The sequence below is a fragment of the Arthrobacter sp. SAFR-023 genome (assembly GCF_051965295.1).
In the GTDB taxonomy this organism is placed as follows: domain Bacteria; phylum Actinomycetota; class Actinomycetes; order Actinomycetales; family Micrococcaceae; genus Arthrobacter.
Genome location: NZ_JBQCMF010000017.1, coordinates 38,697 through 57,037, shown reverse-complemented (window position 1 = coordinate 57,037; position 18,341 = coordinate 38,697). Strand labels below are relative to the sequence as shown.

General features: G+C 67.2%; 17 protein-coding genes. 10 read left to right on the top strand and 7 right to left on the bottom strand.

All coding sequences use genetic code 11. The features are described from left to right. Nucleotides 1-62: 62 nt before the first annotated feature. Nucleotides 63-512 (bottom strand): MarR family winged helix-turn-helix transcriptional regulator, encoded by a 450-nt coding sequence (locus ACTHQX_RS17620; protein ID WP_440158935.1) that lies wholly within the window; start codon nt 510-512, stop codon nt 63-65. Nucleotides 513-683: 171 nt separating this feature from the next. On the opposite strand from ACTHQX_RS17620, the gene ACTHQX_RS17615 reads away from it, so the two are divergent. After that, entirely contained in the window at nt 684-1,934 is a 1,251-nt protein-coding gene (locus ACTHQX_RS17615; protein WP_440158934.1) for an MFS transporter, read from the top strand. A 7-nt stretch (nt 1,935-1,941) separates the two neighbouring features. Here the strand turns inward: ACTHQX_RS17615 and iolB are convergent, their stop codons facing one another. The 3 genes from iolB to ACTHQX_RS17600 form a co-directional block, all read right to left on the bottom strand. Beyond that, nucleotides 1,942-2,850, bottom strand: coding sequence for a 5-deoxy-glucuronate isomerase (iolB, locus tag ACTHQX_RS17610; protein WP_440158933.1), 909 nt, complete (start codon nt 2,848-2,850; stop codon nt 1,942-1,944). A gap of 118 nt (nt 2,851-2,968) precedes the next feature. After that, entirely contained in the window at nt 2,969-3,709 is a 741-nt protein-coding gene (locus ACTHQX_RS17605) for a GntR family transcriptional regulator (protein WP_440158931.1), read from the bottom strand. A gap of 175 nt (nt 3,710-3,884) precedes the next feature. Next, nucleotides 3,885-4,850 carry a gamma-glutamyl-gamma-aminobutyrate hydrolase family protein gene (locus ACTHQX_RS17600; RefSeq protein ID WP_440158929.1) on the bottom strand — a complete coding sequence of 322 codons (966 nt, stop codon included), beginning with the start codon at nt 4,848-4,850 and terminating at the stop codon, nt 3,885-3,887. 71 nt (nt 4,851-4,921) lie between these two features. Here ACTHQX_RS17600 and ACTHQX_RS17595 point away from each other — a divergent pair, with 71 nt between their 5' ends. The 5 genes from ACTHQX_RS17595 to ACTHQX_RS17575 all read left to right on the top strand — a co-directional run bounded on the left by ACTHQX_RS17595 (nt 4,922) and on the right by ACTHQX_RS17575 (nt 9,834). Then, nucleotides 4,922-5,389, top strand: a complete 468-nt coding sequence (locus ACTHQX_RS17595; RefSeq protein ID WP_440158928.1) for an SRPBCC family protein — start codon at nt 4,922-4,924, stop codon at nt 5,387-5,389. Between the two features lie 82 nt (nt 5,390-5,471). Further along, nucleotides 5,472-6,179, top strand: a complete 708-nt coding sequence (locus ACTHQX_RS17590; protein ID WP_440158927.1) for a FadR/GntR family transcriptional regulator — start codon at nt 5,472-5,474, stop codon at nt 6,177-6,179. 212 nt (nt 6,180-6,391) lie between these two features. After that, the gene (locus tag ACTHQX_RS17585) at nt 6,392-7,759 is read left to right on the top strand and encodes an MFS transporter (protein WP_440158926.1); all 1,368 of its coding nucleotides are present in this window, start codon (nt 6,392-6,394) and stop codon (nt 7,757-7,759) included. Between the two features lie 36 nt (nt 7,760-7,795). Beyond that, a complete protein-coding gene (locus tag ACTHQX_RS17580; RefSeq protein ID WP_440158925.1) occupies nt 7,796-8,572 on the top strand; it encodes an SDR family NAD(P)-dependent oxidoreductase in 777 nt (258 codons plus the stop codon). Nucleotides 8,573-8,700: 128 nt separating this feature from the next. Beyond that, nucleotides 8,701-9,834: an LOG family protein gene (locus ACTHQX_RS17575; RefSeq protein WP_440158924.1), complete on the top strand. Its 1,134-nt coding sequence runs from the start codon at nt 8,701-8,703 to the stop codon at nt 9,832-9,834. A gap of 44 nt (nt 9,835-9,878) precedes the next feature. Here ACTHQX_RS17575 and ACTHQX_RS17570 read toward each other — a convergent pair whose 3' ends face one another. Further along, a complete protein-coding gene (locus ACTHQX_RS17570; protein ID WP_440174636.1) occupies nt 9,879-10,913 on the bottom strand; it encodes a matrixin family metalloprotease in 1,035 nt (344 codons plus the stop codon). 143 nt (nt 10,914-11,056) lie between these two features. Further along, the gene (locus tag ACTHQX_RS17565; protein WP_440158922.1) at nt 11,057-12,238 is read right to left on the bottom strand and encodes a VIT1/CCC1 transporter family protein; all 1,182 of its coding nucleotides are present in this window, start codon (nt 12,236-12,238) and stop codon (nt 11,057-11,059) included. 247 nt (nt 12,239-12,485) lie between these two features. Here ACTHQX_RS17565 and ACTHQX_RS17560 point away from each other — a divergent pair, with 247 nt between their 5' ends. After that, entirely contained in the window at nt 12,486-12,722 is a 237-nt protein-coding gene (locus ACTHQX_RS17560; protein WP_102973224.1) for a hypothetical protein, read from the top strand. A 209-nt stretch (nt 12,723-12,931) separates the two neighbouring features. Here ACTHQX_RS17560 and ACTHQX_RS17555 read toward each other — a convergent pair whose 3' ends face one another. Beyond that, nucleotides 12,932-14,455 carry a sodium:solute symporter gene (locus ACTHQX_RS17555; protein WP_440158921.1) on the bottom strand — a complete coding sequence of 508 codons (1,524 nt, stop codon included), beginning with the start codon at nt 14,453-14,455 and terminating at the stop codon, nt 12,932-12,934. Nucleotides 14,456-14,745: 290 nt separating this feature from the next. On the opposite strand from ACTHQX_RS17555, the gene ACTHQX_RS17550 reads away from it, so the two are divergent. From ACTHQX_RS17550 to ACTHQX_RS17540, 3 genes are all read left to right on the top strand, one after another. Continuing rightward, nucleotides 14,746-15,321 (top strand): helix-turn-helix domain-containing protein, encoded by a 576-nt coding sequence (locus tag ACTHQX_RS17550; RefSeq protein ID WP_190607566.1) that lies wholly within the window; start codon nt 14,746-14,748, stop codon nt 15,319-15,321. Nucleotides 15,322-15,481: 160 nt separating this feature from the next. Further along, nucleotides 15,482-16,594, top strand: coding sequence for an agmatinase (speB, locus tag ACTHQX_RS17545; protein WP_440158920.1), 1,113 nt, complete (start codon nt 15,482-15,484; stop codon nt 16,592-16,594). Further along, nucleotides 16,591-18,255 carry a thiamine pyrophosphate-binding protein gene (locus tag ACTHQX_RS17540; protein WP_440158919.1) on the top strand — a complete coding sequence of 555 codons (1,665 nt, stop codon included), beginning with the start codon at nt 16,591-16,593 and terminating at the stop codon, nt 18,253-18,255. Before speB ends, ACTHQX_RS17540 begins: the two co-directional genes overlap by 4 nt. Nucleotides 18,256-18,341: the final 86 nt, after the last annotated feature.

The following is an 18,341-nucleotide window of genomic DNA, read 5'->3' as shown; positions in this document are numbered from 1 at the left end:
ACGACGGCGGCCGACCAGTCACTCAGGCGTACGACGGCGGCCGGAGGGCCGGGCGGGCAGCTCTAGACGCCTACGTGGAGGCGGGGGAGGGCATCCACCAGGGGTGCCAGCTCCGGCACCTGCTGTGCTTCGGCCAGGGTCCGCTCGAGGGTGGCGTCGTGGACGGGCCGCGCTTCTGCGAGCAGCTTGCTCCCGCTGTCGGTGAGTTCGGTGTAGATGCCTCGGCGGTCGTCCCCGCACAGGATGCGGGTCAGTAGGCCACGGTCCTCCAGCCGGTTCACCAGGCGGGTGGTCGCACTGGCACTGAGGGCGGTGGCCCGGGCCAGCTGCTGCATGCGCATGTGCCACCCGTCCTGGCGGCTGAGCGCGTCCAGCACCGTGTATTCGACGACGGAGAGCTGGGCCTGCCCCTGCAGCGACCGTTCGAGCTCTGCCTCGATCAGCCCGTGCAGGGCCGCCAGGGTGCGCCACCCTTGGGCGCGCACCTCCACGGCGTCGTCCTTGATGCCCATGGGCTCTCTCCTCCTTCGGTCCGGCTCTCCGGAAACGGAGCACGGCACAGATAGTTGCTTGCGCGCTATATTTGCGTATGCAACAATTAGTGGCATACAAGAAATAGCGCGTGTGCAACTAATACCTTACGCCGCGCTCCTCTTTCCGTACAGTTCCGAAGGAGCACATCCATGCCCGTTGGCCTAATAGCCCTAGCCCTCGGCGGGTTCGGCATCGGACTCACCGAATTCGTCATCATGGGGCTGCTCCCCGAAGTGGCCGCGGACTTCCAGGTGAGCGAAGCGTCCGCCGGCTGGTTCATCTCCGGCTATGCCCTCGCCGTCGTGGTGGGAGCGCTGGGACTCACCGCTGCAGTCTCCCGCTTCCAGCGCAAGCCCGTGCTGGCCATGCTGCTGGTACTTTTCATCGCCGGCAACCTACTGTCCGCGATTGCCCCCGACTACTCAGCGATGATGGCGGGCCGCGTGGTTGCCGCCCTCGCGCACGGCGCCTTCTTCGGCATCGGGGCGGTGGTGGCGGCCAGCATGGTCGCCCCAACCAAAAAGGCCGCCGCCATCGCCATCATGTTCACCGGGCTCACGGCCGCCAACGTCCTGGGCGTTCCGCTCGGCACGCTGCTGGGACAGGCGGCCGGGTGGCGTTCCACCTTCTGGGCCATCACCGGCATCGGGGTGCTGGCGCTGGTTGGCATCACGGCCCTGGTGCCCAAGGCCGGGAACGGTGACGCCAAAAGAGTCGGACTCCGCAGCGAACTCCGGGCCTTCCGCTCCGGCCAGGTGTGGCTGTCCATCCTGGTGACCGTCCTCGGCTACGGCGGAATGTTCGGCGCCTTCACCTACATCGCCTTCACCCTCACCGAGGTTTCCGGATTCGCCGCCTCGACGGTGCCCTGGCTGCTGATTGTCTTCGGCGTCGGACTGTTCATCGGCAACACCCTCGGCGGAAGGGCGGCCGACCGCGACGTGGACCGCACCCTGCTGGCCGTACTCTCGGTCCTCGTCGTCGTACTGGTGGTATTCGCCCTGAGCGCGGGGAACCAGGTGCTCACCATCGCCTCGCTGCTGCTCCTCGGCGGCTTCGGGTTCGCCACCGTGCCGGGCCTGCAGATGCGCGTCATGAAGTACGCGGCCAAGGCGCCCACGCTGGCGTCCGGAGCCAACATCGGCGCGTTCAATGTGGGCAACGCGCTCGGCGCCTGGCTCGGCGGCGTGACCATCACCGCCGGCCTGGGCTACACGTCGCCCATCTGGGCAGGGGCCGCGATTACCCTGCTGGGCCTCCTGGTGATGGCCGGCGCTGCCGCCCGGGCAAGGGCTACTGCCTCATTCCCGACGGCGGAGCCGGCGGCTGACGCTTCGGGTCCAACCGGCCCTTCGATCCAGACTGAAGCGGCCGACGCCGAACCTGCCGCCGCCCGCTGACCGCCTGCTACGCCCCGAACGGCAGCCGCGGGTCCAGGTTCTGGCTGTCCCAGGTCTGGCGCACCCAGCCGTGGTGCGGGTCGTCGCTGATGAGCCAGTCGCGGACGCGGCCGGGCCCGGCCATGACGTTGAGGTAGTACATGTCGTAGCCGGGTGCGGCCATGGCGGGGCCGTGCCAGCCGTAGGGGACCAGTACCACGTCGCCGGTGCGCACCTCGGCCGAGACGTCGATGGGCCGGTCATCGGAGGCGTAGACCCGCTGGTAGCCGATGGCGTCAGCATCCTTGCCCGGGTCGGCAGAAGCTGAACCCGGGACGCCGGCCACCCGCGTCTCGAAGTAGTAGATCTCCTCGAGTTGAGTCTCGCCCTCCTTCTCCTCGTCATGCTTGTGGGGAGGGTAGGAGGACCAGTTGCCTGCCGGCGTGAGGACTTCGCACACGATAAAGCGGTCGGCTTCCAGCGCGGCGGGGGTGCCGAAGTTGTGGACCTGGCGCGAGCAGTTTCCGGCGCCGCGCAACTCGACGGGCGTCTCCGCCGCGGTGATCAGGCGCGTCGGGTACTGGACCTTGGCGGGCGCCGTCGCGATGGCAACCCGGCCGCCGTCGGACGATGTAACCGTCACCGCCTTGTCTGTCCCGGAGTACAGCACGTCGGTGGGGCCGCTGAAGACGCTGGCGCGCCCGGCCAGGGGGTGGTCCAGCCCGTCCACGGTGGCCGTGAACGCCCCGCTCAGCGGAATGACAATCCGTTCCTCGGCCGCGGGCGGGAGTTCGACGACGGCGCCCGGCGCCAGTGTGGCCACCTTCAGTCCCGTGTGTTCCCAGCCTTCCACGGCAAGTTTCGAGTCGGACGTTCCCAGCGAGACGTCCCAGCAGCCTTCGGCTGCGCTGCCCAGGGGGTATACCCATTCAGCCATAAGTTCGTGTCCCTTTCGGATGTGTGGTGGTCGGTTCGGCGTACGACGGCCCGGCGCATGACAGCCCGGCGCATGGGCGGGCATTTCGCCGCCCCGCGCTGAAGGAGTCTGCCTGTTCCTAGCGCTGAACCAGTGTCATTTCGAAGCTGTAGGAGTCGCCGCGGTAGACGTGGTGTCCGGTCTCCACGTTCCGGCCCGTGTCATCGACGGCGGTGCGTTCCATGGTGACCAGGGCTGAGCCCGGTTCCGTCTCAAGCAGGGGAGCCTGGTAGTCGTTGGCCACCATGGCGCCGATGCGCTGCGTGGCCAGCCGGAAGTTGACGCCGCCGCTGCGCAGGATGCCGTACAGGCCCTGCGCCTTCAGCAGGTCCTCGTCGATGTGCGTGATGTCGTCGCGCACCCAGTTCTCCATCAGGGCCAGCGGCTTGCCGCCCACTTTCCGGAGCCGGGTGAAATGGTAGACCTTAGCCCCGGCGGCGAGGTGCAGGGCCTCCCGGGTGGCGGCGTCGGCCTCGATGTGCGCAAAGGTGAGCACCTCGGTGGTGGGCTTGCTGCCGTTGTTCGTCAGGTCGTCGTACAGGCTGGACAGCTCGAGCGGGCGGCGGACCTGGCTGGACACCACCTGTGTGCCGACACCCCGCTTGCGGACCAGGAGCCCGGAGCGGACCAGTTCATCCATCGCCTTGCGCATGGTGGGACGCGAGAGGTTCAACTGGGCGGCGAGATCAATCTCGTTCTCTAGCCGGCTCCCGGGTTCCAGCAGGCCGGTATGGATGGCAGCCTCAATGCCCTGGACGACCTGGTGGTACAGCGGCACCGGCGACGAGCGGTCGATGCTGAGGTGTAGTTGGTTCGCCATTGAGTGCTCCCTTTGCGCTGCAGGTTCCTGCGTCCAGAAGGCCTGTATGTCAGTGCATGTCCGTTTGTTAGGACATACTCTGATTTTGATCATAGCAGGGCGCCGCCGGCAGTCAAGGAGCGCGGCAGATGGCGGCCTGAGCAGGGAACCGCTGGCTGTCAGGGGCCGCTGGCAGTCAGCGGGTGCGGCACGCCTCCACGAACACGCGGAACGGGGCAAGCCTCTGCTCGTCGGTCAGTTCCATGGCCTCAGGATGCCACTGCACCGAGGCGACCCACCGCCCGGGATCCTCCAGCGCCTCCACCGTGCCGTCATCCGCCACCGCGGTCACCAGCAGCCCCGGCGCCACCCTGTCCACAGCCTGATGATGGCCGGAAGCGATCTTGACCTCCATTGCGCGTACGTCGCCCGCGGCTGTGTCACCTGCGGGCGCCTCGCCCTCACTGGCAGGGACCGTCCCGCCGGCCTCCGGAAATTCGGCGGCGGCGTACATCTTCGCCACCTTGGATCCCGGGGTGATGGTCACCTCGTGCCAGACCCACGGCCTGTTGGCCGCTGCCGGAATCTGGCGGTGCGGCACGGTGCCCGGAGTCATGTCCTGGAGCAGCGTTCCGCCGTAGAGGACATTGAGCAGCTGGTGCCCGCGGCAGATTCCCAGCACCGGCGTGCCGGCATCGAGTGCGCGCCGCGCCACCGCGATGTCCAGCCGGTCCTGCTCCGCATTGACGTCATAGAGCGTGGGCCCCGGTGCCTCGCCGTAGAGGCGCGGGTCCACGTCGCCGCCGCCGGGAAGTACGACGCCGTCAAGCGCCTCGGGCCCGTCCGGCGCCCTATCGCCGTCGGAAGTTCCGCCGTCGGCCGTTCCGCTGTTGGGTGCGCCGCTGTTGGGTGCGCCGCTCGGTCCGGCTTCCAGCGACTCGGCGGTGAGCAGCACCGGCTCGCCGCCCGCATCGCGGATAAGGCTGACAATGCAGCCGAAGAGGTTGTTGGCCTTTGCCACCCGCGGGTCCGGATCTGCCGAGCTGCTCAGCCGGACCGGGATGCCGATCCGCGGCCGGCGCTCATCGCGCGGCGCCGCACTCTGTACCTCGTCTGCATCCGGCGCTGTGTCCGGGTTCTGCACTGCGTCTGGGGTCTGCACTGTTCCTGAATTCCGCGGTGAATTCTGCATCCTCAAATTCTGCCCCATATTCGGCGGGCTAGGCTGGCCCGATGAATAACCGCTATCTGGTGTCCCGGGACCGTTTCATTGCCGCGGCGCCGGACGTGGTCTTCGAGGTCCTGGCCACTCCCGCGTTGCACAGCGAAATCGACGGATCAGGCACCGTTAAGGGCGTCCAGCCGCGGGGTCCGCTGCGTCTTGGCCCGGGAGCCAAATTCGGCATGGAAATGAGGATCAGGGTTGACTACCGGATCCTCAACACCGTCACTGAGTTCGACGAGGGCCGGCGGATCGGCTGGCGCCACTTCTACGGGCACGTGTGGCGTTACCTGCTGGAGCCGGCAACGGACAGTAGCGGCGTGCCCGGAACGCTGGTGACAGAACAGTGGGATGCGCGCCACGTCCGTGGCAAATTCCTGCTCCGCCTCGCCGGCTACCTGCGCCGCCATCCGGCGAATATCGACAGGACGCTTGCCAGGCTGGACACATACGTTACGGGCGCCCAAGCCGCGGGCTGACGCACATCGTGCCGTTTTTACTGGGACTGCGCCGGTTTCGGTAGTGTTGGGAGCAATAGGCAAGGCGAAAGTAGGGCAGTCGATGGGGCGCAGGACACTTGTTGACGACCTGGTTGACGGTCTGCTGGACGACATTCTTGACGGCAGGCTCAAGCCGCATGATGCGCTGCCGCCGGAAGCCGACATCGCCAAGGCCTACGACGTAAGCCGGCTGACTGCCCGCGAAGCGCTGAAGGCACTCCGGGCGCAGAACATCCTTTACGTCAAAGCCGGCCGCGGAACGTTCGTGAACCCTCCAGACAGCTGGACCGGCCTCGACGCGATCATCAAGGCGGCGTCCCACGGCAACGCGGACGACCAGGTTTCCCGCGGCCTGATCGAGGTGCGGCGCATGGTGGAGACCGGCGCCGCCGCGCTCGCGGCCAGGCGCCACTCCGCGGAGCACGCCGAGGAGATGCGGGCGTCCATCGCGGACATGAAGAGGTTCCACCAAGCCGGCGACCTTGACGGGTTCGTGGCGGCGGACATTGCCTTCCACGACACTGTCCTGAAGGCTTCCGGCAACCCGTTTGTCCGCGCACTCCTGGCGCAGTTGGGCCAGTCCCTCTACCGCGCCCGCCGCGAGACGTCGGCGATTGAGGAGATCCAGCGGCACGCCATCGCCTTCCATCAGCGCGTGCTGGAGAGCATCCTCACCGGCGACTCCGAATTGGCCCGCAAGGCCATGGACGAGCATATGGACCAGACCTTCGAGGACTACGAACGCTACGTCCACGGAAGCCGTTCCTAGGCTCTGTAAACCCGGCGATTCTGCCGGGGCTGCCCTTTTCATCTTGACGTAATGCTCGTCACCCTCCTATGCTTTTGGTCATGTTCTTCCGTCAGATGTCTGACATCAGATCGAATCAGGCGTTTGCCCTCTGAAAGCGGACAGAACCCCATCAGAAAGCATCGGATTCCCCGGGCGAAGCCGCCGGACCGGAACCGACAGACAGAAGGTCGATGATGACTTCATTCACCACAAAGTCCTCCGGACTTGGCGAGCTTGGAGACCGCACGCTCCGCAAGGTCCGCCGCCGCGTAATGCCCCTGATTGTGCTCCTCTACTTCATCGCGTACCTGGACCGGAACAACGTCGGCTTCGCGAAGCTGACCATGAGCGAGGACATCGGCCTGAGCGCCGCAGCCTACGGCCTGGGCGCCGGCATCTTCTTCCTCGGCTACGCCGTGCTCGAAATTCCCAGCAACGCCGGCATGTACAAGTTCGGTGCCCGCAAGTGGCTGGCCCGCATCCTCATCACCTGGGGCATCTTCGCAGCGGCCATGGCCCTGGTGAACGGCGAAACCACCTACTACATCATCCGCTTCCTGCTGGGCGCGGCCGAGGCAGGCTTCTTCCCCGCCATCCTCTTCTACCTGACCCTGTGGTTCCCGGCCGCACAGCGGGTCACTGTTCTGGGCATCTTCATCCTGGCGCAGCCCGTCTCCAACGCGCTGGGCGCCCCGGTGTCCGGCCTGCTCCTCCAGATGGACGGCATCATGGGCCTGCAGGGCTGGCAGTGGCTCTACATCATTGAAGGCATCCCCGCCATCCTGCTGGGCGTGCTGACCCCCTTCCTGATGACGGACCGTCCGCGGGATGCCAAGTGGCTGGATGCCGACGAGCGAGAATGGCTCGCCACCACCATGGATGCCGAACTGGCCGCCAAGTCCAAGGGCAGCAGCCACAACTTCCTGGCAGGCCTGAAGGACAAGCGCACCATCGTCTACTCGGCCCTCTACTTCGGCCTGGTCTGCGGCATCTACGGCCTGGGCCTCTGGATGCCCACCATCGTCGCCGCCCTGGGCAAGTTCTCCACCGCCGAGGTCGGATTCATTGTCCTCATCCCGTACGCCATCGCCGCGGTCTTCGTCTACTTCTGGAGCAAGCGGGCTGACAAGACCGGCAAGCGTGCCTGGCACAGCGCCGTCAGCATGGTCCTCGCCGGCTTGGGCCTGCTCGCCGCCGGTTTCCTGCTTCCGGTCAACCCTGTCCTGGCACTCATTGCCCTGACCGCCTCGGCCATGGGCATCTACGGGGCCATTGCGCCGTTCCTGTCGATGCCGTCCGCAGCGCTCACCGGCGCAGCCGCGGCCTCCGGCCTGGCGATGGTCAACTCGCTGGGCAACCTGGGCGGATTCGTTGCCCCCTACGCAGTGGGGATCCTGAAGGACGCCACCGGCAACAACCAGAGCGGCCTGCTGTTCCTCTCCTTCTGCCTGTGCGTCACGGCCGGGGCCACCTACCTCTATGCCCGCAAGCGCCCCGAAGGCGATGCCGCGCTGGATCCGGCAGTCAAAGCCGCCGCAGACGTTCCGGCCAGCCGCTAAAAACCCATCCGAGAACCACCCGAAGGAATACCCGCAATGAGCTCAATCACCCCTTTCCCCGCAGAGCGCACCGTTGTGCTGACCGGCGCGGCGTCTGCCCGCGGCATCGGCCGCGCGGCAGCTGACCGCATGGCCAGCGAAGGCTGGTCCATCGCGATCCTGGACATCAACGCCGAGGACGCGAAGGCCGCGGCCGCGGAAATCGGGTCCAACCGGGCAGTGAAGGCGATCGGCGTCGGCGCCGACGTCTCCGACGAGGCATCCGTGGACCGGGCCATCACGGAAGTCGAAGAGTCACTGCCGCCGGTCGTGGCCCTTGCCAATCTGGCCGGCATCAGCTCGCCGACGCCCTTCATGGAAACCACCGTTGCCGAGTGGGACAAGGTCTTCGCGATCAACATGCGCGGCACCTTCGTGGTGTCACAGCGGGTCCTCAAGGGAATGATCGAACGCAAGCTCGGCCGCATCGTCAGCATTTCCTCCATCTCAGCCCAACGCGGCGGAGGGACCTACTCCAAGGTTGCCTACAGCGCCTCCAAGGCCGGCATCGTCGGGTTCACCCGTGCCCTGGCCCGCGAGGTCGGGGAGTTCGGCGTCACCGTGAACGCCGTCGCCCCCGGTCCGATCGACACCGACATCATGGGCGGCACCCTGACCGAGGAGCGCAAGGCCCAGATGTCCGAGGGCATCATGATGGGCCGCGTGGGCACCCGCGAGGAAGTGGCTGCGCTGATCTCCTTCCTGCTGGGTGCGGACTCGGGCTACATCACGGCCGCGACCTACGACATCAACGGCGGCCTGCAGGTTTCCTGACCCGTTCGTTCCCGCCCCGCTGAGTAGCAGCTGAGGGCGTTCCCAGCGCTGGGAACGCCCACAACTGCTACCCAGTTGGGTCGCTTTGGCTCCGGCGTCCGCCGGAACACGGCACTAGGCTGGGCACCATGAACCCCTCCGGCAGCCTGAACCCCAGCCCGCGGACCCTTGAGGTGAACAGCGTCGCCAGCTTCGACCGACTGGTGAGTGCCGGGGCCCGGGCGATGCACGGCTGGCACGCTCAGTCGCTTGACCTCCGCGGACGCGGCAGCGCCCTGGCCGCCCTGGACGCCGAGGGTGCGATTTTCCTGGGCTGCACCTTCGACCCGGGCGTGGAGGCCTCACTCCGCAGCCGCGGCGCACTGATTTTTCCGCGGCTGACCGGTGTTCCGTTCAATCCGTACCGCGCGGGCCTCTACACCCCGCAGGAGCTGTACGCAGGCATCATCGACGACCCCTACGAGAAAACCCCCGACGCCTTGGTCTACCAATGGAGCATGCGGCCGGGCCAGCGGAACCGCCTCGATTCCACGCTCGCGGCAGCCCTGCACGATCACGCCGTCGGCGATGCCCTGGAGGAGTTCGTCCGCGGCCTCAACAGCGGGGGCCGTTCCATCGTCGGGGTTATGGGCGGCCACGCGCTGCAGCGGGGGACCGCCGGCTTCGCCGCCGCTGCCACGCTGGGACGGCTCCTGGCCCGCCGCGGCCACCTGGTGGCCACCGGCGGCGGGCCCGGGGCCATGGAGGCGGCGAACCTGGGTGCCTACCTCAGCGCGGCCGACGACGACGATTTCCAGAGCGTGCTTCGAGAGCTTGCGGCCGTCCCCGGCTTCCGCCCCTCGGTGTCCGCGTGGGCACGTGCTGCGGCTGCCGCCGTCGAACGCTTTCCGGGCGGAACGGCGTCCCTCGGCATTCCCACCTGGTTTTACGGCCACGAACCGCCCAACTATTTCGCCACCCACGTCGCCAAATACTTCGCCAACGCCGTCCGCGAGGCCATTCTCCTGGAGGTCTGCAACGGCGGCATCGTGTTCCTGCCCGGTGCCGCGGGCACCGTGCAGGAGATCTTCCAGGATGCCTGCGAGAACTACTACGGCGCCCAAGAGACCATGACGCCCATGGTGCTGGTGGGCCGGGAACACTGGGAGGAGCGGTTTCCGGCCTGGCCCATGCTGCAAAGCCTGGCCGCCGGCCGGGCCATGGAGCAGCACATCTTCCTGGTGGACAGCGTGGACGAGGCGCTGGCGGTCCTCGGCGAGTGAAGGCGCCCCGCTGGAATGAGACCCCGCCGGAATAAGGAGGCGGCTTACAGGTCCTTGCGGCAGGATGCCTTGCCCAGTTGATACAGGCCGTTCAGGTCCCCGGCCGCGAAGCCGTCGGGGGCGCCGATCTCCGGATACATGAGCTGTACGGGGTCGTCAACGTGCTCCAGCCCCATCACGTGGCCCAGTTCATGCAGGATGACGGCGGTGGCGTAGGCGGTGCCGTCGGGGCGCTCGAGCTCCGCAGACATCTGCGGGGCATCGAGTTCCAGGCTGCCGGTGACGTAGCTCTTGGGCCCGTTTCCGTAGCTGTAGTGGGTGCTGCCGCCGGTGCCGATGACCTTGCCGCCCAGCTTGGGAGCCGCGTCCGGTGTGGTCCAGCTGATGAGCATGGGTGCCCAGCGGTCGCCGTAGGCCCCTGGCTGGTAGGGGGCGCGCTGGTCCGAGGGCTTCTCGTCGGTGGCTCCGTCGTCGACAAACTGGATGCCGGTGGCGCGCGAGATCTCCTGGACCGCCAGCGAAACCAAGCCCGCTGCACCGTCCGGCGCAAGGCTGGCATTTACGACGTAATGCAGCGGACGGCAGGGTGAGTAGCCCACGGGGGAGCCGTCAGTGTTCACGGCCAGAAATTTGTACGAGCTGCTGGGCTCCGGAGGTGGCGCCGGCGTGCCCAGCGGAGCGGCTGCTTCCTCGAGGCCCGACGGCGGTGCGCCACCGGTACTGCCTGGGCCTCCGGGCGCGCCGTACTCCGCCCCACCAGACTCGCCGCCGTGCCCGGGTTGCCCCGCTTGCCCGGCCCGATCCGGGCCAGTCTGATCCTGCCCGGCCGAATCCTGGCCAGAATCGTCCCTGCCGGAATCATCCTGCCGTGACGCGGGCTGGTCCCCGGAACCGATGCGGAAGTTCAGCACGCCGGCAAAGCGGGGGTCCCCGTACGCCATTCCGGCCGCAAGGAATGCTGCACAGCCAAAGGCGGCCAGCACGATCAGGCGGCGGATAAACCTCGCCGCCGCAGTGGCCGGACCCGAATGGCGCGGCGGGTGCCGGCGTTGAATGGGACCAGGGTCGTGACTCTCCACTGCACCCCTTTCACGGCATTCCTCGGCGGCGTCGCCTCGACAAGGGAAACAAGCATCAGGCAAACAGGCCCATTTTACAGTTCCGCCCGCCAGGCCAGGAAACCAGCTGAGCGATCCGAGAAGACCCAGGCACTGCCCGTCAATCAGGCGATGACGGCGCCAAACGCCATGCCCAGGAGGTAGGTGACGCCGGCCGCCCCCAGCCCGATGGCGAGCTGCCGTAGTCCGCGGGTGAGCGGCGAGGTGCCGGACAGCAGGCCGACGGAGCCGCCGGTGGCCAGCAGCGCGATGCCCACGAGGACTGCCGCCACGATCAGGGCGCCGATCCCGGTCATGCCAAAAAGGAAGGGAATGATGGGCACGATGGCTCCCGAAGCGAAGAAACAGAAGCTGGAGAGCGCGGCGCCCCAGGCAGTGCCCACGGCTTCGTGCTCGTCCTCGGTCTCGGGCAGTTCGGGATGGAGCGAGAGGCTCGGATCGCAGTCGCACGTGAAGAGCCCCATGCGTTCGGCCACCCGGTGTTCGGCGGCCTCGCGCGACATGCCGCGGGCAAGGTAGACCAGCAGGAGTTCGTTGTGTTCGATGTCCAGCTGGGGTGCCGCCACCAGCGTCACCTGGGTGGGCCGGGTGGCGGCCAGGAGCTCGCGCTGGGAACGGACGGACACGAATTCGCCGGCGCCCATGGAGAACGCGCCGGCCAGGAGTCCCGAGATGCCGCTGAGCAGGACCACGCCGCTGCCAACACCCGTGGCGGCCATGCCCATGACCAGCGAGAGGTTGCTGACCAGGCCGTCGTTGGCGCCGAAGACGGCGGCGCGGAAGGTGCCCGCCAGGCGGTTGCGGCCGCGCGTGGCCAGGCCGCGGACCACTTCCTCGTGGATCTGCTCGTCGGCGGCCATGGCCGGGGTGGCGGACGGTTCCCTGGTGTAGGGGGAGCGGCCCTCGGCCCGTTGCGCCAGCGCGAGCACAAAAACGGACCCGAAGTGCCGGGCGAGGAAGCCCAGGAGGCGGCTGCGGAAGGAGGCGTGCCGGGGCTTGCCCGCGTGCTCGCCGAGCAGCTTCAGCCAGTGCGCCTCGTGGCGGCCTTCGGCCTCGGCGAGGGCCAAAAGGATGGCGCGCTCTTCGCCGGAACGGTTCTGCGCGAGGTCACGGTAGACGGAAGCCTCGGCCCGCTCGTCGGCGAGGTACTGGCGCCAGCGCTTGATGTCCGCGGCGGTGGGCTCCGGCCGGGGTGCGGCGGGGCGGGACGTCGCGCCGTTGCTTGAAGCAGGCGGAGCGGACGCGTTGCCGGTGGTGTGGGGGTCAGATTCTGCGTGCTGAGACACGGGAACTCCTGGGTAGATGGGACATAGTGCGGCCCCATTGCATCGCCCACTTTACCGCGTAATTCCGCGGTTTTTCGGCCGGTAACCCTTAGCCAAAAGTTTAGGGAACCCTCAATAGCTCTGGCCGCCGCAGGCAAAGCCGCCGGCCCGCGCGAGCGCCCTTGACCACCTGCACCCGCGGTGATCTGATGAAAATGTGCCCCGCTGACGCCGGGTACGGAAGTCCAACCACACGGAGGTCTGCCTGATGAACACCAACGGATCGCGCCCCGAACCGGACACCCGCCATACCATTGAGTCCGATCCCGCCTACGACTTTGCCGAGGATGCGCCGGTGGACGAAGACTGGGACACGGAAGACGAATTCCTCGACTCAGAGGAGAGGGTTGTCCCTGCCAGCTCCGAGGCAGTGGACGATGACGAACGGGTAGTTCCGCGCGATGCGGACGACGAGTTCCGTGCGGACGAAGGCTACGAAGCCTAGGCGCCCGTTTCGTCCCGGACTGTTACCTCCTGCTTCAGCCCAACTGTTGGGCCCACGCCCGCCGGGTTCCCTGCCTGAGCTTGCGAAGGCTGGGAGCCGATGTGGACCTGCCAGGGAAGGGAGCGGGTGGGGACCACGACGGCGGTGCCTCCTTACGCTGGGAGGCACCGCCGTCGTCGTGCTTTCTAAACTGCCGGATCCCGGGACAATTACCGGGCGCTGGTCGTGACCGGCACTTCCTCGGTGTCCTTGCCGGCCACGCGGCGGTACCAGCGGCTCATGACCGCTGGGTCCGTGGGGTTGGTCAGCAGCGACACGGCAACGTACACGACTGCGGATGCGAGCAGGCCGTAGTAAATCGGCTCGTTGGCGAAGACGCCGTCCAGCGGTGCCTTGGCATTGATCTCCAGGACGATCATGGTCCCGAGCGTCACCACGGAGCCGACCGCCATGGACGCCGCGGCAGCGATTCCCGTGCCGCGCTTCCAGATGAGTCCGCCGAGGATGGCCACGAGGAGGCCGCCCACCAGGATGTCGTAGGCGATGGTGAGGGCCGCGACGACGTCCTTGGTGATGATGGCGATCAGGATGGCCACGATGCCCAGCCCGAGGACCCACATGCGGTTGGCCTTGACGTCGTGCTCGGGGTTGTCGGAGTCGTCGGTGTTGATGGTCTTGCCGAACCAGCCGGCGACGAAGGGGAGCACATCCGCACGCGCCACCGTGGCGGCGGCGATCAGGGCGCCGGATGCTGTGGACATCATGGCCGCGACGGCGGCGGCGAGCACCAGGCCGCCGACGCCGATGGGCAGCAGGTTCTGGGCGACCTCGGCGTAGACCACGTCCTTGCCTTCGGTGGCGACGTCGATGGCCGGCAGCGCCACACGAGCGGCCAGGCCGATCATGGCGCCCGCAGCGCCGTACAGGATGCAGTAGATGCCGGCTGTGGCGCCGCCCCAGCGGGCCACCCGCGGCGTCTTGGCGGTGAACACGCGCTGCCAGATATCCTGGCCGATCAGCAGGCCCAGGGTGTAAACGACGAAGTAGGTGATGATTGTCTGGACGCCGATGCCGTCGATCTGGAAGAAGCTGGCCTCCACGCGGCTGCGGATGCCGTCCAGGCCCCCGGCTGCGTTGAGCGTGAAGGGCAGCATGAGGAAGAAGATGCCCACGGTCTTGATGACGAACTGGACCTGGTCGGCCAGGGTGATGGACCACATGCCCCCGATGGTCGAGTACACGAGCACGATGGCGCCGCCGATGGCGATGGCGAGAGCCCGGTCCCAGCCGAACAGGACCACGAAGATGGTGGCGTAGGCGCTCGTGGAGGTGGCGCAGAGCATCAGGGTGTAGGCGAGCATGATGATGCCGGAGGTCCGGGTGGCCTGGCTGCCATAGCGCAGGGACAACATCTGGGAGACGGTGTAAATCTTGAGCTTCTGGATGGTGCCGGCGAAGAGCAGGCTCAGCAGCAGCACTCCGGCACCGATCGCCACCACGAGCCACATGCCCGAGATGCCGAACTTGTAGCCCAGGCCGACGCCGCCAACGGTGGAGGCGCCGCCCAGGACGACGGCGGCCATGGTTCCGGTGTAGAGGAACGGCCCCAGGCGGCGGCCGGCCACGAGGAAGTCGCTGTTGTTCTTGGTGCGGGACTTGCCCCACCAGCCGAAGGCCAGCATGGCGGCCAAGTAGACCACCACGATGGCGATATTGACGAAACTTGCGTCCATGATTTGGGGATCCTTGGAGCTTTGGCAGCTTGCGGGCCTTGCCGGGGCGGGCTGGCCGGATGGTGCTGCACTGAACGGAAATCTGGGGGAACGCTGGGTTCCTTGCTGCGCGTCTCCTCGTGGGAGTTGTTTTACAAGCAACAGTTGTTGCGTAAGAGCGTAGGCTGTGATTCGAGTAACAGTCAAGACGCAAAGCCCCGCGGTGCGGTTTGCCCCGCGTCACGGAAGGGCCGGGCCGCTAATATGACTCCAATGATGGGGCCGGGCTGCCGGCCGTGAAAGGTTCGTAAATGAAGGCACTACCAGTTGAGCCGAGCAATGTTCCGGTTGCCATCGGTTCAAGAATCCGTGCCGCGCGCCAGTCCCAGCGGCTCACCATCGAGCAGGTGGCCGACGCCACCGGATTGACCAAAGGTTTCCTGAGCCGTGTGGAGCGGGACCTGACCTCCCCGTCCGTGGCATCCCTCGTTACTCTGTGCCAGGTTCTTTCGATTTCCATTGGCGACCTGTTCGCCGCGCCGGAAACCCACTTGACCAAGCGCGACGCCGGTCCGCGGATTTCCCTCGGCGGCGAGGGGATCGTCGAGCGGCTGCTTACCGCCCGGTCCGAGCGGCGCGTGCAGATCATCCAGGCCGTCATCGATCCGCGCGGACGCGGTGAATCGGAGCTGTACGCAGTTGACTGCGACGTCGACGTCCTGCACGTGATCAAGGGGACCATCAAGCTCATTCTCACGAACGAGGAGTACGAGCTGACCACCGGCGACACCGTCACCTTCCCCGGCCGGGAGCCGCACACCTGGGTGAACCCCACCGATGAGGCCGTGGAAGTTCTCTGGGTGCTGGTGCCCGCCGCCAGTCGGTAGTTTTTTACGCTCGGACCCGGGCTGCCTGTTTCGGCGGCCCGGGTTTTTGCTGACCTCGTTTCAGAAAATTTGGTAAACAGTCGGTGCGTAATGGACAACTCCGTGTGTATGATGGCTGTCACAACCCACCCCAATTCATCCTCGAAGGAGAGGCGTTCCTTTGGAAGAGCTGCGCATCGAAGCCAACGGCAACCTTGGCCCCATCGATTCATCCCGTATTCCCCGCTACGCCGGGGCAGCAACCTATGCACGCCTGCCGCGCCTGGACCAGGTGGCGAAATCGGACATCACCGTGGTGGGCGTGCCCTTTGATTCCGGCGTCTCCTACCGCCCGGGTGCCCGCTTCGGCGCCAACCACGTCCGCGAGGCCAGCCGGCTGCTCCGCCCGTACAACCCGGCCTGGGATGTCAGCCCGTTCGAGAACTGCCAGGTGGCCGACGCCGGCGACATGGCCGTGAACCCGTTCAACATCAACGAGGCCATCGAGACCATCCAGCAGAACGCCCTCGACCTGACGGCGGCCGGCAGCAAGCTGCTCACCCTCGGCGGTGACCACACCATCGCGCTGCCGCTCCTGCGCGCCGCCGCCGAGCGTGCCGGCGGGCCCATTGCCATGCTGCACTTCGACGCCCATCTGGACACCTGGGACACCTACTTCGGCGCCGAGTACACCCACGGCACGCCGTTCCGCCGTGCCGTGGAGGAAGGCATCCTGGATACGGAGGCCATCAGCCACATCGGCACGCGCGGCCCGCTGTACGGGAAGAAGGACCTCGACGACGACCACCGCTTCGGGTTCGGCATCGTCACCTCCGCGGACGTCTACTACCAGGGCGTTCTCGAGACTGTGGCCAAGGTGCGGGACCGGATCGGGGACCGTCCCGTGTACATTTCCGTGGACATCGATGTCCTGGACCCCGCCCATGCGCCCGGAACCGGCACGCCGGAAGCCGGCGGCATTACTAGTCGGGAGCTGCTGGAGATCATCCGCGGCTTCCGCGGCATGAACCTCGTTGGCGCCGACGTCGTTGAAGTGGCCCCAGCCTACGACCACGCAGAGATCACCGGCGTGGCCGCCAGCCATGTTGCCTACGAGCTCGTCACCCTCATGGCGGACAACACCGTCGCAGGAGACCGCTTCGGTGCCGAAACCGGCTACGCCGCCCAGGCTCTGGGCCGGGAAGCCCGCCGTCCGGCAGGGTTCGCGGCAGCCTCGCCCGCGCCGGCCGGCAATGGCGCTGTCCGTGCCGCCGTGGGGGAGTACTCCCAGTGACCGGTGTCCGCAACGGCGGGGACCTCGTCGTCGAAACCCTGGAAGCGCTGGGCGCGAAAACGGTGTTTGGCATCCCCGGCCAGCACGCGCTCGGCCTCTTCGACGCGATGGGCCGGGGCAACCTGAAGTTCGTGTCCTCCCGCGTGGAGAACAATTCCGCGTTTGCGGCGGACGGCTACTCACGCGCCACGGGGGAGGTGGGCGTGCTGTTCCTGTCCACCGGGCCGGGCGCCCTGACATCGCTCGCCGGGCTGCAGGAAGCCTACGCCACGGGTGTGCCCATGGTGGTGGTTGCCAGCCAGATCCCACTCGAGGGCCTCGGCGCCCGGCGGAAGGGCATGCTGCACCAGCTGGATGACCAGAAGGCGTCGGCCGCGAACGTCACCAAGAGCCAGCGCCTGATCCAGCACGCGTCCGGCATTCCGTCCGCCATTCAGGATGCCTGGACCGAGGCGATCTCGTCGCCGCAGGGCCCGGTGTGGCTGGAAGTCCCGCAGAATGTGCTGCTGGACCCCATCATGGTGCCGCCCGTGGAGGATGCGCTGGCCGAAGCGGCGGACAACCCGCCGCGCGTCGAGCTTGTCCGCGAAGCCGTGAAATGGCTGTCGACGGCGAAGTGTCCGGCCATCATTGCCGGCGGCGGAACCCGCCGGGGCCGGGCGGAAAAGTCCCTGCTCTCGATCGCGGAAAAGCTCCGGGCTCCCGTCATCTGCACGCCCGGCGGCAACGGCGCCTTCCCGTGGAACCATGAGCTGTCGCTGCAGTCGTGGATTGAGGACCGGCACATGACGGACCTTCTGGAGGACGCGGACGTCCTGGTGGTCATCGGCTCCTCGCTCGGCGAAGTCACGTCCAACTACTTCACCTTTGAACCGCGTGGCAGGATCATCCAGATCGACGCCGAGCCGCGAGTCCTGGAATCCAACCGGCCCGGCCTGGGAATCCGCGCCGACGCCGGCCAGGCGCTCGCAGCCCTCGACGCGTCGCTGCTGGTGCCCGCCGACGCCCGGCCCGACTGGCACGGAACCACGCCCGAAGACCTTGTGCGGGAGTCGCTGCGGAAGGTGAAGGAGCGGCTGGAATCGCAGGACCTGGCCAAGGAACTGCAGTTCATGGCCGACATCCGCGAGGCAGTTCCGGCAGACATGCAGACCTTCTGGGACATGACCATCTCGGCGTACTGGGGCTGGAGCTGCTGGGACGCCCGCGAAGGGCAGTTCCACTCGGCCCAGGGCGCCGGCGGCCTGGGCTACGGGTTCCCGGCGGCGATCGGCGGGGCCGTGGGCCTGGAAACCATGGGCAGGTCAGCAGTTTCCGCGCGTGTGCTCGCTGTCTCCGGTGATGGCTCGGCCATGTACTCCATCGCCGAACTCGCCACCGCGAAGCAGCACAACGTGCCGGTTACCTGGCTGATCGTGGACGACGGCGGCTACGGCATCCTGCGCGAATACATGGTGGGTGCCTTCGGCAAGGCCACCGCCACCGAACTCGCCCGGCCTGACTTTGTGAAACTGGCCGAGTCTTTCGGCGTTCCCGCCACCCGAGTCGCCCCGGAGGAAGTGGGGGACGCGCTCAGGGCGGGCTTCGCCGCGGACGGCCCGAACGTCGTCGTCGTCGAAACGCTGCTCAAGATGTTCGCCCCCACCCACCTGGACGACTGACCCCGTCCCACCCAGCGCGAACTGGCAGCTAATGCCCCCAAAATCCGATTTTGAGGGCATCTGCTGCCAGTTCGCGCTAGGCGTTT